This window comes from Rhizobium sp. ZX09 (genome assembly GCF_017357485.1).
Classification (GTDB): Bacteria; Pseudomonadota; Alphaproteobacteria; order Rhizobiales; family Rhizobiaceae; genus Agrobacterium; species Agrobacterium pusense.
Genome location: NZ_CP031363.1, coordinates 1,097,568 through 1,110,452, shown reverse-complemented (window position 1 = coordinate 1,110,452; position 12,885 = coordinate 1,097,568). Strand labels below are relative to the sequence as shown.

Here is a 12,885-nt window from a genome sequence, read left to right as displayed (position 1 = left end):
CAAACGGCAAGGCTGGGCGTGACTGAAACGATTAAATTTTGATGACGCAAATCAGCTTTGCATATTTGCGGCAGGTCATGGCCCATTCGAAATCGAGGATCGCGGCCGGTTATCACCATCGTCCAGCGCCCGCCAGGCGGCCCCATCCATGTCCTCATACTGGCCCGAACACACCGACCAGAGGAAGGCAAAAAGTCCAAGTGCGCCTAATAGCAGCGCAACGGGAATGAGATAGATCAGCATGTTCATGCCAGTTGCGCCCCCTCGCCCGCAAACCCGGTCTCTGGTTCATTCCGACGACCGACGGATTCAACCGATCCGGCGAGGCGCAATGCGTTGGCGACGACGATCAGCGACGATGTCGACATGGCGATGGCCGCGATCATCGGCGTCGCATAACCAGCAATCGCGATCGGCACGGCAATGATATTATAGCCGATGGCAAGCGCGAAGTTCTGCCGGATGAGCTTTCCGGCCTGCTGCGATGTCTCGATCGCGAAAGGCACGGCATCGAGGTCCTCCTGCATAAGAACAAAATCGGCGGCCTGCCGGCCGATATCGGCCGCGGTGGCGGGCGCCATCGAAACATGTGCGGCGGCGAGCGCCGGCGCATCGTTGATACCGTCTCCCACCATCAGGACTTTGTGCCCTACCCCGGCAAGCGAGGCGCAACGCGCCGCCTTGTCCTTCGGCGACAGGTCCGCGCTCCAGTTGGCGATCCCCAGCCGGTCGGCCATGGCGCTGACGGCCACTGCCCGGTCACCCGAAACGATTTCCTGAGCCAAACCCCGCACCGACAGGCTACGCAATGCCGCAGCCGCACCTGCGCGCGGATTGTCATCGAAACCGAAGCTCGCCAGAAGGCGGCCATCGAGTGACAACACCACCTCCGACCGCGCATTGCCATTGTCGACGCCCTCATCATCCGGGCACGCGAAACGGCGGTTGCCGAGCCGATAGGTTCCCACATCAGTCTTCGCCTCGACGCCCGAACCCGGGATTTCATGCACCGTCTCATACGCCGACAAAGGGCCGCTGTAGGCGGCATGCAGAGCTTTTGAGAGGGGATGGCGGGAATGGGCAGCAAGTCCTGCCGCAATTGCCATGGTGGCGGGCTTCACCTCGCCCGTCTCGACCAGTCGCGGCCTGCCGATGGTCAATGTGCCGGTCTTGTCGAACAGTATGGTATCGATCTCCGCCAGTCGCTCCATGGCCGACCCCTCCTTGACCATGATCCCATGCCGGAAAAGCCTTCCCGCGGCCACCACCTGCACGACGGGAACGGCAAGGCCGAGCGCGCAGGGGCAGGTTATGATGAGAACCGCGATGGCGATCAGCATCGCCTGCTTCCAGTCGCCACCGAAGAAACCCCATCCGAGAAACGACACCAGCGCCAGAAGATGGACGACGGGCGAATAATAGCTTGCGGCCCGGTCGGCAATACGGCGGTAACGCGCTCGCCCACCTTCGGCCGCCTCCATCAGACCGATGACCTCCGACAGGAATGAATCCCTGGCCGAGGCGGTCACCCGGGCCACCAGCGAACCGGTAAGGTTCAGCGTACCCGCCTGCAGGCTGTCACCCGCCGCAACACGCCGTGGCGCGCTTTCACCATTGACGATCGACATGTCGAGATCGCTGCTGCCACTCTCGACCACCGCGTCCACCGCCACACGGTCTCCTGGCGCTATCGCAATCGACATTCCAGGCTCGATATCGGCAAGCGGGCGGTATTCGCGTGTTCCGCTCTCACCGAGGACGGTCGCGCCCCGTGGCGAAAGCCGGGCGAGCCCGGCAATCGCCGAACGAGCCTTGTCGCGCATGATATGATCGAGCGTGCGGCCGATCAGCAGGAAGAACAGCAGCGACACCGTCGCATCGAACCAGGCATGTTCACCGTGGTGGATCGTCTCCCACAGCGAAACGGCATAGGACAGCGTGATGGCCAGTGCGATCGGCACGTCCATGTTGGTGCGGCCGTGTTTCAGCGCGCTCCAGGCCGACTGATAAAAGAAACGCCCACCGTAGATCAGCGCCGGGGCGGCGATCATCGCCGAAATCCAGTGAAACATGTCGCGCGTCGCCGCATCCGCGCCGGACCAGACGGAAACGGACAGAAGCATGATATTGGCCGAGGCAAAGCCGCATAGCGCAACCGCCCTGATCAGCTGCGAACGCAACGCGTCGGAAGCGTCCTGACCACTGGCGAAAAGATGCGTGCGGTATCCCGTCGCCAGAATGGCGCGGGCAAGGTCGGCGGGATCGGTCCTGACACCCTCGACCTCTTCCCTCCAGACAATCGCAACACGCTTGGACGAAAGGTTCAACCGCGCCCGCTCCACCTGCGGCAAGCGGCCGAGCGCGCTCTCCACGGTGGTGATGCAGGCGCCGCAATAAACATCCGGCACGCTGAGATCGGTCTGACGTAGCCCCTGCCCCAGATCACGGCTTGCCAGCATCAGCTCCTCTGACGACGGTGGATTGACCGGATCGGCAAGCTGCAGCGAACCTTCTGTTCCCGGTGCACAACAGCTCATTGGCGCCCCCTGACAACGGCGATCCGCGTGCCCTCGTGCACGATGATCCGGCCGTCCTTGACGGCTGTAATTTCTACGATCCACTGGCCTGGCAGCATGTCATGCGGGCCGGTAAAGACCCCTTTGGCAACCGGGGTCAGCTCCATGTCGAAATTCTGGCGTTCCCCGACGGGCCGACGAAAATGCGCGATCACCTGATCGGTATCGACCGGGCCGGTATCGGGATGAAAGACCTCGTAGCGGACCGTCCTTTCGTCCACCGCAAGTTTACCCTTGATGCCGGTCGCCGCCCTCGCCTTGGCTGCTTCCGCCTTCGCGTTGAACTGCTGGCTGGCCACATAGGTATTCGGCACGACAAGCCCGCTCCAGCTGTTGACCGCGTTCCAGGCCATCACCATGTTGACGGTGATGACGGTGCCGAAAAACAGCAGCATGACGCCCAGCATATGCCAGCCGGTGAAAGTGAAACCGGACGTGTGACGATTGTTCACGGTCATTTTGTAGCTCCCGGAGCGTTGAAAACAGCGTCATAGCGGGCCGTCTCATGGCCGCCCGTATCGCTGACGATGAACTCGAAATTTTCCGCGGCCCGAGCGACGCGCCCGCCCGGCCGGGTGACGAAGACTTTCAGCGTCGTCGCTTCATCCGGCTCCACCGTCACCTCAAAGGCACGCGCGGCCGCATCGGGCATACCGTTTATCTTCATCACGGCATCAGGAAGGCCGTCGATGGTCAGGCTCATCGTGCGCGGCTGCGGCACCATGTTGAGGATGCGCACGGTGTAGCCGTTGCGGATGGATCCGTTCGATTCCAGCACATATTGCGGATTGCGGTCGTGCAGAACATTGAGCGCCAGCCGCTCGCGCGTCACCAGCGCAAACAGCATGCCGATGCCGACAGCCGCCCATATCGCCGTATAAAGCAGCGTGCGCGGACGGAAGATGATGCGCCAGTTGAAGTGGCGCACGCGCTTGCTGAACTTGCCGTCTTCCTCACGCACGTTGGCCGGGTGGATTGCGTGCTGACCGTTGCCGGTCGCGAGCGCCATGTTGGATTGATACTCGGCAAGCGTGGCATAGGCAATCAGGCCACGCGGCTTGCCGATCTTGTCCATCACCCCGTCGCAGGCATCGATGCAGAGTGCGCAGGTGATGCATTCCAGCTGCTGCCCGTCCCTGATGTCGATGCCCATGGGACAGACCGCGACGCAAGCGTTGCAATCGACGCAATCGCCGACGCTCTCCCCCGCTGCGGCGGCCTTTTTGGCGTGCCGCGAGCGTGGCTCGCCGCGCCAGTCGTTATAGGTGACGACAAGCGAATTCTCATCCAGCATCGCCGCCTGAATGCGTGGCCATGGGCACATGTAGGTGCAGACCTGTTCCCGCATCAACCCGCCAAAGACATAGGTCGTGGCGGTGAGGATGGCGACGGTCGAATAGGCAATCATGGGCGCCTGGCCGGTGACGAATTCCCGCGCCAGCGTCGGCGCATCGGCGAAGTAGAAAATCCAGGCGCCGCCGGTCAGGGCGCCAATCACCAACCAGATCGCGTGCTTCACCACTCGCTTGCGGAATTTGCCGACTGTAAGTGGCGCGGCGTCCAGCTTCATGCGTGCATTTCGGTCACCCTCGATCGCCCGTTCGACGACGAGAAACAGGTCCACCCACACTGTCTGGGGGCAGGTATAACCGCACCATGCACGTCCCACGGCGGAGGTGACGAGAAACAGCCCCAACCCCGCCATGACCAGCAATCCCGCGACGAAGAAAAATTCCTGCGGCCAGATCTCGATGAAAAAGAAATAAAAGCGTCGATTGGCGATATCGATCAATACCGCCTGATCGGGCGCATAGGGGCCACGGCCCCAACGCAGGAACGGCGTGAGATAATAAATGCCGAGCGTGACGAGCATGACGAGCCATTTGAACCGCCGGAACCGACCTTCCGCGCGCTTGGGAAAAATCTTCCTGCGTGCTTCGTAAAGCGGTTTGCGCGTTTTTGCGGAATTGACGGCCTCCGCGTCCAGCCTTTCAACGGGCTGCTGCGGGCGTTCCTGTCCGGCGCGATAGATGTTCATGATAGGAGTCCGGTTTTTATCTCCTTGCTTTCTCCCATCTCTGCGGTGAAACATCCTTGACTTGCATCAAGTGACGACAAAGTGGCGCAGCAAGAGGAGCTTGCCGCAAGAGGAGGATCAGATGTCTGTCATGCAGTCGAGAATCATTCATCTGTCTATCGAGAAGCCGTGGAGTCACGTCTATGACTTCGTTTCCGATCCGAACAACATGGGTCGCTGGGCTGCTGGACTGGCAGGTGGCCTCAGGCCCGATGGCGAAGACTGGATCGCCGAAGGCGGACCACTCGGCGAGGTCAGGGTGAATTTTGCGCCAGCAAACGAATTCGGGGTCGTGGATCACGTCGTCACCTTGCCCGATGGCCTGAAGGTCTATAACGCGCTCAGGGTGACCCCGAACGGCAGTGGCGCCGAGGTCAGTTTCACGCTGCTTCGTCTTGAGGGGATGACGGACGAGGATTTCAACGGGGATGCGAGGGCTGTCACAGCCGATCTAGAAGCCTTGAAGGCGCTGCTCGAAGAGACGTGATGGAGTAAATAATGACGGAAAATGGCAACGACCGGCGAATCGACTATGTCGAGTTCAACGTGAGCGATATTGAGCGCAGCAAAGCCTTTTACGGCGGCGCTTTCGGCTGGTGTTTCAAGGATTACGGTCCGCAATATTGCGAATTTTCCGACGGCCGCCTGACCGGCGGTTTTACCACCACGGCGCCGGTTTCCGCGAAGGGTGGACCGCTGGTTATTCTCTATGCGGCTGATATCGACGATGCCCAGCGGCAGGTGGTGGCGGCGGGTGGCGAGATAACCGTCGCAATCTTCGCCTTTCCCGGCGGACGCCGGTTCCATTTTACCGATCCCGATGGATATGAACTGGCGGTCTGGTCTGCGGCGTAAGACGTTTCGGCAAACGTCAACTCTCGGCTTTGCGCGGAAGAATGACTTGGAATAAGGGGCGGCCGGGAGCGCTCAGCGTTCCCAGTCCTCCCGCTCGCGTGTGGTCGTCTTCCCGAGCTTGCGTTCCAGCTCTGCGGCCTGCGCTTCGGACAGGCGAACATCGAGGGCAACCGAGCCGTCTTCGTGATCTTCCCGCCCGTCAACGATGGAATTGCTGTAGACCCAGGAAATCAGCGGCAATTGTTCAACGGACAGGACCACGGTGGTCTCCGTCAGGACACCGGAGAGGCGTTTCGAAATCTCGTCCATCAGGGCATCGACGCCCTCGCCGGTGATCGCAGAGACAGCACGAATATTGGCGCTGCCTTCGGCTCTTTGCATGATTGCGTCGTGGGCTTCCGGATCGAGGCGGTCAACCTTGTTCCAGACCTCGATGATACGGTGTTCGGCTTCCTTTTCGTCAATGCCGAGATCGCCGAGGATGCGCAGTACATCCGCCGACTGCGCGGCATTGTCCGGATCGGACATATCGCGGACATGCAGGATGAGATCGGCTTCCAGCACTTCTTCCAGCGTCGCACGGAAAGCCGCGACCAGATGTGTCGGCAGATCGGAAATGAAGCCGACCGTATCGGACAGGATCACCGTGCGGCCGTGCGGCAGTTTCATGCGCCGCAATGTCGGGTCGAGCGTGGCGAACAGCATGTCCTCGGCCAGAACGCCCGCGCCGGTGATGCGGTTGAACAGCGTCGACTTGCCGGCATTGGTATACCCGACCAGCGCCACGATCGGATGCGGCACCTTGCGGCGCTTGGCGCGATGAAGCTGGCGGGTTCGCACCACCTGCTCCAGTTCCCGCTCGAGCTTGACGATGCGTTCCTGAAGCAGGCGCCGGTCAGCCTCGATCTGCGTTTCACCGGGGCCGCCCATGAAGCCCGCGCCACCGCGCTGGCGTTCAAGGTGGGTCCAGCTTCGAACGAGGCGACCCTTCTGATAGTTCAGATGCGCAAGATCGACCTGCAGCGTACCCTCCTTGGTGGAGGCTCGGCGCCCGAAGATTTCCAGGATCAGGCCCGTTCGATCGATGACCTTGGCGTTCCAATGCTTTTCGAGATTGCGCTGCTGCACCGGTGTCAGCGGATGGTCGACAATGACCAGGCCGGAATTGGTTTCATCCAGAAGATGACCGATTTCCTCGATCTTGCCGGTGCCGAACAATGTCGCCGGACGTGGCTGGTTGACCGCGACGATAAGCCCCTGGGTCACCTCGAGATCGATGGCGAGCGCCAGCCCCTTCGCTTCCTCAAGCTTCGCCTCCACCGAGCGGCCAGCAGCGGCAGGTGATGCAGCGGCGTCGCGGGTGTCGCGTTGCTTCAGGACCGGCACAAGAACCACGGCGCGCATGTCGTCGCGGTGTTTTTCCTGCTCGGGAATGATCGATTCGTTCGAGGTGTCGCGGGTCGAAATGGCAGTCCTCATCGGGAAAGGTGGTTGGGCATTCGTCCGCGCTGGCGCGGACGTCAATAGGAAGCAACCGCCCAGCGGCAAATAAGTTCCCGGTACGGTTGGTTCCAATAAGGCGAGAAGGTCAGGACGCCTCGCGTGCAGCGCCTTCTTCGTTTTCGAACATCTGCATCGGCTGACCCGGCATGATGGTCGAAATAGCGTGCTTGTAGACAAGCTGTGCGTGATCGTCGCGACGCAGAAGCTCGCAGAAATTGTCGAAAGCCGTGACCACGCCCGTGAGCTTGACACCGTTGATCAGGAAGATCGTCAGCGCAATGTTCTTCTTGCGAACCGTGCTGAGGAACAGGTCCTGAAGGTTCTGCGAGCGGTCCGGACCTTCTTCGATTTCGAGTTCCAGCGGCTGTCCAGGCATGATGGTCGAGATCGCATGCTTGTAAACCAGCTGCGAATGACCGTCCCGGCGCAGCAGAACGCAGAAATTATCGAAGGACGTTATCACGCCCGTCAGCTTGACACCGTTGATCAGGAAGATCGTCAGTGAAATCTTTTTCTTGCGTACGGTGTTGAGGAAAAGATCTTGAAGGTTTTGAGAACGTTCCGCCATGGCGCCGCTTCTTTCTTTTTTGCCGGCAGGGATACCGGAAAATAATCAATCAATAATAAGCCGGCCAAATCTCGTCCCCCGTTTGGCCGACCTCAAACTCTGGTATCAAATCGTGTCTTGTTCGGCAACGGCGAAAACAGCCGAATGGGTACGAGTATTGACCCGTTTTCTCCCGTCGAAACAGTCAGAAATATTGTATCGAAACGCGGAAAAGCTGTTCCACGTCCCGCACCGCGTCGGCGGAGGCGAACAGTACGACACGGTCTTTTGCCTTGATCTTGGTGCTGCCATCCGGCCGGATGACCACGCCATCGCGATAGATCGCGCCGATACGGACGCCTTCGGGCATTTCAACGTCACGAAAGGACTGACCGACGAGCGGTGACGTTTCCAGCGCCTCCGCCTCGATCACCTCTGCCGAACCGCGCTGCACGGCATAGACGGAACGAATACGACCCTTGCGCACATGCTGGAGAACGCGGGAAATGGTGACCGCCCTCGGATTGATATAGGCGTCAAGTCCGAGCGAGTCGGCAACCTCGTGAAAGGAGGAACTGTTCAAAAGCGCGAGGTTCGACTTGCAGCCGAGCTGCTTGGCCATGACCGCAGCCAGGATATTGGTCTGGTCGTTATTGGTCAGGGTGACGATCAGGTCCGCGTCCTGAATGTCGGCCTGCATGAGAATTTTCTGGTCCAGCGCTGAACCATGCATGACGATGGTGTGGCTGAGCTGTTCCGATGCGGCAACTGCCCTGTCGCGATCCGCTTCGATTATCTTCACCCGCGTCTTTGGCTGCAACTCCTCGATCTTGCTTGCAACGAAGTGGCCGATATTGCCCGCGCCCGCAATAACGATGCGCTGCGCCTCCTGCTCTTCGTGACCGAACAGGCTGAGCGTGCGGCGGGCGTGTTGCCGCTGGCAGATGACGTAGGCAAGGTCGCCGACCCGCAATTGTTCGGAAGAATGCGCCACCTTGAGGAAACCATCCCGGTAGACACCCACAACCGTCGCGATGAGGTCTGGAAAGAGGCTGGAGAGTTGCTGCAACGGCGTATTGATGACCGGGCAATCCTCCATACATTCGATGGCCAGCATGTAGACCGTGTCGTCCGCGAAACGCACCACGTCGGTCGCGCCCGGAAAGGCGATGCGCCGCAGCACCATCTTGCCGACTTCAACTTCCGGCGAGATCGTCACGTCGATAGACATGTTTTCGCGGCTGAAGAGATCGGCATATTCAGGCTTAAGATAGCTCTGGTCGCGGATGCGGGCGATCTTGGTCGGCACGCTGAACAAGGCATGCGCAACCTCGCAGGCGACGATGTTGATTTCGTCATGCAGCGTCACGGCGATGATCATGTCCGCCTGGTCCGCTCCGGCCTTGGCCAGCATGTCTGGATGCGCGCCATGGCCGACGTAACCGCGGACATCAAGCGTCTCAGTGATGGCGGTTATCAAAGACGCGGCGGTATCGATGACGGATACTTCGTTGTCCTCGCGCGACAATTGTTCGGCGATGCCGTAACCCACCTGCCCTGCGCCGCAAATGATGACTCTCATGCTGTCTCTCTGACGGATAATCGGTTACGGCGACCTGGCCCTGGCCCCTTATACGCCGAGAGATTTCAGTTTGCGATGCAGTGCAGAGCGTTCCATGCCGACAAATTCCGCCGTTCGCGAAATATTGCCCCCGAATCGGTTGATCTGCGCCACCAGATAGTCTCGCTCGAACATTTCGCGAGCTTCGCGCAACGGCAGCGTCATGATGTGCTGATCGCCCTGAGCCGATATCTTCGGCAACATGTCGCCGATATCGGACGGCAGCATGTCAGCAGAGATCGGGGCTTCACCGCCTTCGGGACGCGCCAGTATCATCAACCGCTCGATATTGTTGCGAAGCTGTCGGATGTTGCCCGGCCAGTCATGGGTCTGAAGAACGGCCATTGCGTCGTCGCCGATCTTGCGCGGACGGATGCCAGCCTGTTCGGAAATCTGCCGCATGAACATGTCGACGAGGAAGGGAATATCCTCGCGTCGCTCGGACAGCGCCGGTACCTTCACCGGCACGACGGCGAGCCGGTGGTAGAGATCCTCACGGAACTGGCCCTCGGCGATCAGGCTTTCGAGGTGATGAGCCGTCGACGAAATGATGCGCACATCCACCTTCACCCGCTTGCCGCCGCCCACACGCTCGAATTGCTGGTCGACAAGCACGCGGAGGATCTTGTTCTGGGTCTCGCGGGGCATCTCGCCCACTTCGTCGAGATAAAGAACGCCACGATGGGCTTCTTCCAGTGCGCCCACCTTCCGGGGCTGTCCAGGCAGGCCTTCGGTGCCGAAGAGTGCAATCTCCATGCGATCCGGCGTGATCGTCGCGGCGTTAAGGGCAACAAAGGGACCTGTCGCCCGAGACGACTTTTTGTGGATCATCCGCGCCACCAGTTCCTTGCCGGAACCTGACGGGCCGAGAATCATGATTCGGCTGTTGGTGGGCGCGACCCGGTCTATGGTCTGGCGCAGCTGCGATACCGCAAGTGACGCACCGACAAGTTCAACCGCATCTCCCGTGCGCTTCTTGAGCTCCTGAACCTCGCGCTTCAGCTTGGAGTTTTCCAGCGCGCGTTCGGCAATGAGAATCAGACGGTCCGCCTTGAACGGCTTTTCGATGAAGTCGAAGGCGCCGCGCTTGATGGCGTTGACGGCGGTTTCGATATTACCGTGACCCGAGATCATCACGACCGGAATTTCGGGATGGCGGCTCTTGATCTCATCGAGCAGCGCCAGACCATCGAGCTTCGAACCCTGCATCCAGATGTCGAGGAAGATCAGGCGCGGCACACGCTCCGAAATGGCGGCCAGCGCGCTGTCGCTGTCGAACGCCATACGCGTTTCATGCCCCTCATCGGAGAGAATGCCCGCCACGATTTCGCGAATGTCCGCCTCGTCATCCACGACCAGAATATCAGACGCCATATGCTGCTTCCTTGTTATTTTCGCCGCCGACCGCCTCGATATAGGGCAGCAGCACTCTGATCATGGCGCCGTGGCCATGATCGAACTCCGGCGGGGCATCATGGAGTTCCAGATACCCGCCATGCTCTTCGATGATCTTCTTGACGATGGCGAGGCCAAGGCCTGTGCCCTTGTCCCGCATCGTCATATAGGGTTCGAGAATGCGGTGGCGATTTTCCACCGGCAGACCGCGGCCATTGTCGATGATGTCGGCCACAAAACGCGAGTTGGCCTCGTCGAAGGACGCGCGAACGAGGATTTTGCCCGGCCGCTTTTCGCCTTCCACTGCTTCGATGGCTTCCGTCGCATTCTTGATGAGGTTGCCAAAGGCCTGCCCCAGCATGCGGGCATCGAACATGCCCTCCAGCGGGGTGTCACCCAGCTCCGTCGTGAACTTGGTGTCAGCGGCGCTGATTTCCCGGAGAAACGCTGCGTCCTTCAGGATCGCCCTCAGGTCCGACTTTTCCTTCGTTGGCTTCGGCATACGCGCAAAAGCGGAGAATTCATCTACCATGCGGCCTATATCGCCGACCTGCCGGACGATGGTGTCCGTACACTGGTCGAAGACGGCGCGGTCGCTTTCGTCGATCTGCTTGCCGAAACGGCGCTTGATGCGCTCGGCGGAAAGCTGGATCGGCGTCAGCGGGTTCTTGATTTCGTGTGCGATACGCCGCGCGACATCCGACCACGCCGTCGAGCGTTGCGCGATGACGAGATCGGTGATGTCGTCGAGCGTGATGACGTAGCTGTCACGGCTGTCGCGGGCGTCTTCGCGCGTCACCTGCACATTCAGCGTTCGTTCCTTGCCACGCCGCATAATGTTGATCTGCTTGCGGAAGTTGCCGCGCGACCAGCTGTTGGCCTCGTTGACGACCTGTTCGATCTCAGGCGCGATCTCGGAGAGTTGTGCGCCAATGAGCTGTTCCGACGTTTGTGCGAGGAACTCTTCGCCCGACGGATTGACGATGGTGATCCTGCGGTTTTCGTCAACGCCGATAACCGCGGCGGTCACGCCTGACAGCACGGCCTCGATGAAACGGCGGCGATCATCGATGTCGTCCTTGGCCTCGATGATCTGCTCCTGCTGGCTGCGCAGTTCCGACACCATCTTGTTGAAGGTGCGGGACAGGCGCCCGACGTCGCCATCGACAGCGCGAACGGGAACGAGGACATGCATGTTGCCGGTGGCAACGCTGTCTGCGGCGCTGATGAGAAGGCGGATCGGCCGCACGATACGGTCGGCCACCGCAATGGCCGTCCAGATTGCCGCGAGCAGCACGATCAGCGCAAAACCGAGATAGAGAATTGCGAAGGCGATCTGCAGCGGGGCGCGGCCTGCCTCCATGGCCTTGTATTCGGCGCGGTTCTCTTCCATCAGCCGCATCGCGCCCATCACCTTGGGATCGACCGCACGCACCGTATAAAGGAATGTGCCGCTGATGCCTTCGAGCTTGATGATGGCGCCTACGAGGTTGGTAATACCGGGCGGGATCAGCGTCGGCTGGCCGGCGGCCGCCTTTTCGAGCGCGTCATGCGGTATCGCGGGAAGCGGCTTTTCCGTCTTGATGTCGGCCTGGGCGACGGCGTCGCCATCCTCCTGCACGAGAAACGCACCAAGAAGGCCGCGCCCCTTCGCCTGGCGGGTCATAAGATCAACGAATCCGGTGCGGTCGAGATAAAAGAGAGCGCGGTTGCGGTCGAGGTCGGTCGCCATCGACAGGGTCTGCCCCTGGAGGTAACCGGCATTCTCCATCATGTATGCCTGGGCGATATTACTTGATGAATCGACGATCGACTGGGTGCGCAGCGAAAACCAGCGATCGAGACCGACATTCAGCGTCAGGCTGGCGAAGATGGCGACGAGCACTGCGGGCGTGATCGCCACGATGGAGAAAAGGACGACAATGCGCACGTGCAGACGCGCCGCCGCCCTGCCCTTTTTGCGCGCTTTCAGCAGCCGGTTGATTTCGCGACCGATCAGGAAGATCAGGCCGATCACGAAGATCGAGTTGATGACGACGGAAGCGATGACCACATTCGATGTCGGCGCGATTGGCGTGACGCCCAGCAGCACGAAAAGCGTGATGATGGCGCACACGAGGGCCACGCCGGCGAGCACCAGCCCCGGCAGAGCGAAAGACATCCTGCGATCGGCGACCACCATGCCCGCTGCTTCGTCGGCAACGGCGTTTTCGGCGGCGGGTTTCCGCATGCACTACTCCCAATCGCTGGCCAGCCAGCGCCACAGTCATGAAGTCAGGCGAGGTTCGCACATGTGGGGCGAATCTCTGTC

At 60.4% G+C, this 12,885-nt stretch carries 11 protein-coding genes and 1 pseudogene; 2 read left to right on the top strand and 10 right to left on the bottom strand.

All coding sequences use genetic code 11. The features are described 5' to 3' along the window. Positions 1-75: 75 nt before the first annotated feature. From ccoS to ccoG, 4 genes are read right to left on the bottom strand one after another with little or no spacing between them, the layout of a single operon-like run. The gene (gene ccoS, locus BTN45_RS05400; protein ID WP_207589181.1) at positions 76-249 is read right to left on the bottom strand and encodes a cbb3-type cytochrome oxidase assembly protein CcoS; all 174 of its coding nucleotides are present in this window, start codon (positions 247-249) and stop codon (positions 76-78) included. After that, positions 246-2,537: a copper-translocating P-type ATPase gene (locus BTN45_RS05395; protein WP_207589179.1), complete on the bottom strand. Its 2,292-nt coding sequence runs from the start codon at positions 2,535-2,537 to the stop codon at positions 246-248. The genes ccoS and BTN45_RS05395 overlap by 4 nt, the downstream gene beginning before the upstream one ends. Next, positions 2,534-3,034, bottom strand: a complete 501-nt coding sequence (locus BTN45_RS05390) for a FixH family protein (RefSeq protein WP_207589178.1) — start codon at positions 3,032-3,034, stop codon at positions 2,534-2,536. The genes BTN45_RS05395 and BTN45_RS05390 overlap by 4 nt, the downstream gene beginning before the upstream one ends. Beyond that, on the bottom strand, positions 3,031-4,614 hold the full coding sequence (ccoG, locus tag BTN45_RS05385) for a cytochrome c oxidase accessory protein CcoG (RefSeq protein WP_207589176.1): 1,584 nt from the start codon (positions 4,612-4,614) through the stop codon (positions 3,031-3,033). Before ccoG ends, BTN45_RS05390 begins: the two co-directional genes overlap by 4 nt. Before the next feature lie 121 nt (positions 4,615-4,735). On the opposite strand from ccoG, the gene BTN45_RS05380 reads away from it, so the two are divergent. Then, entirely contained in the window at positions 4,736-5,140 is a 405-nt protein-coding gene (locus tag BTN45_RS05380) for an SRPBCC family protein (protein ID WP_207589171.1), read from the top strand. Between the two features lie 11 nt (positions 5,141-5,151). After that, complete coding sequence (locus tag BTN45_RS05375) at positions 5,152-5,508, top strand: VOC family protein (RefSeq protein WP_207589170.1); 357 nt, start codon at positions 5,152-5,154, stop codon at positions 5,506-5,508. 72 nt (positions 5,509-5,580) lie between these two features. On the opposite strand, the gene hflX is transcribed toward BTN45_RS05375, so the two are convergent. From hflX to BTN45_RS05350, 6 genes and pseudogenes are all read right to left on the bottom strand, one after another. After that, positions 5,581-6,987 carry a GTPase HflX gene (hflX, locus tag BTN45_RS05370; protein WP_175477704.1) on the bottom strand — a complete coding sequence of 469 codons (1,407 nt, stop codon included), beginning with the start codon at positions 6,985-6,987 and terminating at the stop codon, positions 5,581-5,583. Positions 6,988-7,096: 109 nt separating this feature from the next. Then, positions 7,097-7,387: an RNA chaperone Hfq gene (gene hfq, locus BTN45_RS05365; RefSeq protein WP_197483846.1), complete on the bottom strand. Its 291-nt coding sequence runs from the start codon at positions 7,385-7,387 to the stop codon at positions 7,097-7,099. Then, positions 7,364-7,579: pseudogene (gene hfq, locus BTN45_RS26330) on the bottom strand (RNA chaperone Hfq); the annotation flags it as partial. The pseudogene hfq (BTN45_RS26330) and the gene hfq (BTN45_RS05365), both read right to left, overlap by 24 nt. A 184-nt stretch (positions 7,580-7,763) precedes the next feature. Beyond that, positions 7,764-9,140: a Trk system potassium transporter TrkA gene (gene trkA, locus BTN45_RS05360; protein ID WP_004441664.1), complete on the bottom strand. Its 1,377-nt coding sequence runs from the start codon at positions 9,138-9,140 to the stop codon at positions 7,764-7,766. Positions 9,141-9,188: 48 nt separating this feature from the next. Beyond that, a complete protein-coding gene (locus BTN45_RS05355; protein ID WP_004441661.1) occupies positions 9,189-10,553 on the bottom strand; it encodes a sigma-54 dependent transcriptional regulator in 1,365 nt (454 codons plus the stop codon). Beyond that, positions 10,543-12,804 carry a PAS domain-containing sensor histidine kinase gene (locus BTN45_RS05350; RefSeq protein ID WP_004441659.1) on the bottom strand — a complete coding sequence of 754 codons (2,262 nt, stop codon included), beginning with the start codon at positions 12,802-12,804 and terminating at the stop codon, positions 10,543-10,545. The genes BTN45_RS05355 and BTN45_RS05350 overlap by 11 nt, the downstream gene beginning before the upstream one ends. Positions 12,805-12,885 lie beyond the last annotated feature (81 nt).

Excerpts from the sequence above, each read along its gene's own strand:
- ccoS (WP_207589181.1), bottom strand. The coding sequence starts at position 249 with ATGAACATGCTGATCTATCTCATTCCCGTTGCGCTGCTATTAGGCGCA.
- BTN45_RS05395 (WP_207589179.1), bottom strand. The coding sequence starts at position 2,537 with ATGAGCTGTTGTGCACCGGGAACAGAAGGTTCGCTGCAGCTTGCCGAT.
- BTN45_RS05390 (WP_207589178.1), bottom strand. The coding sequence starts at position 3,034 with ATGACCGTGAACAATCGTCACACGTCCGGTTTCACTTTCACCGGCTGG.
- ccoG (WP_207589176.1), bottom strand. The coding sequence starts at position 4,614 with ATGAACATCTATCGCGCCGGACAGGAACGCCCGCAGCAGCCCGTTGAA.
- BTN45_RS05380 (WP_207589171.1), top strand. The coding sequence starts at position 4,736 with ATGTCTGTCATGCAGTCGAGAATCATTCATCTGTCTATCGAGAAGCCG.
- BTN45_RS05375 (WP_207589170.1), top strand. The coding sequence starts at position 5,152 with ATGACGGAAAATGGCAACGACCGGCGAATCGACTATGTCGAGTTCAAC.
- hflX (WP_175477704.1), bottom strand. The coding sequence starts at position 6,987 with ATGAGGACTGCCATTTCGACCCGCGACACCTCGAACGAATCGATCATT.
- hfq (WP_197483846.1), bottom strand. The coding sequence starts at position 7,387 with ATGCCTGGACAGCCGCTGGAACTCGAAATCGAAGAAGGTCCGGACCGC.
- trkA (WP_004441664.1), bottom strand. The coding sequence starts at position 9,140 with ATGAGAGTCATCATTTGCGGCGCAGGGCAGGTGGGTTACGGCATCGCC.
- BTN45_RS05355 (WP_004441661.1), bottom strand. The coding sequence starts at position 10,553 with ATGGCGTCTGATATTCTGGTCGTGGATGACGAGGCGGACATTCGCGAA.
- BTN45_RS05350 (WP_004441659.1), bottom strand. The coding sequence starts at position 12,804 with ATGCGGAAACCCGCCGCCGAAAACGCCGTTGCCGACGAAGCAGCGGGC.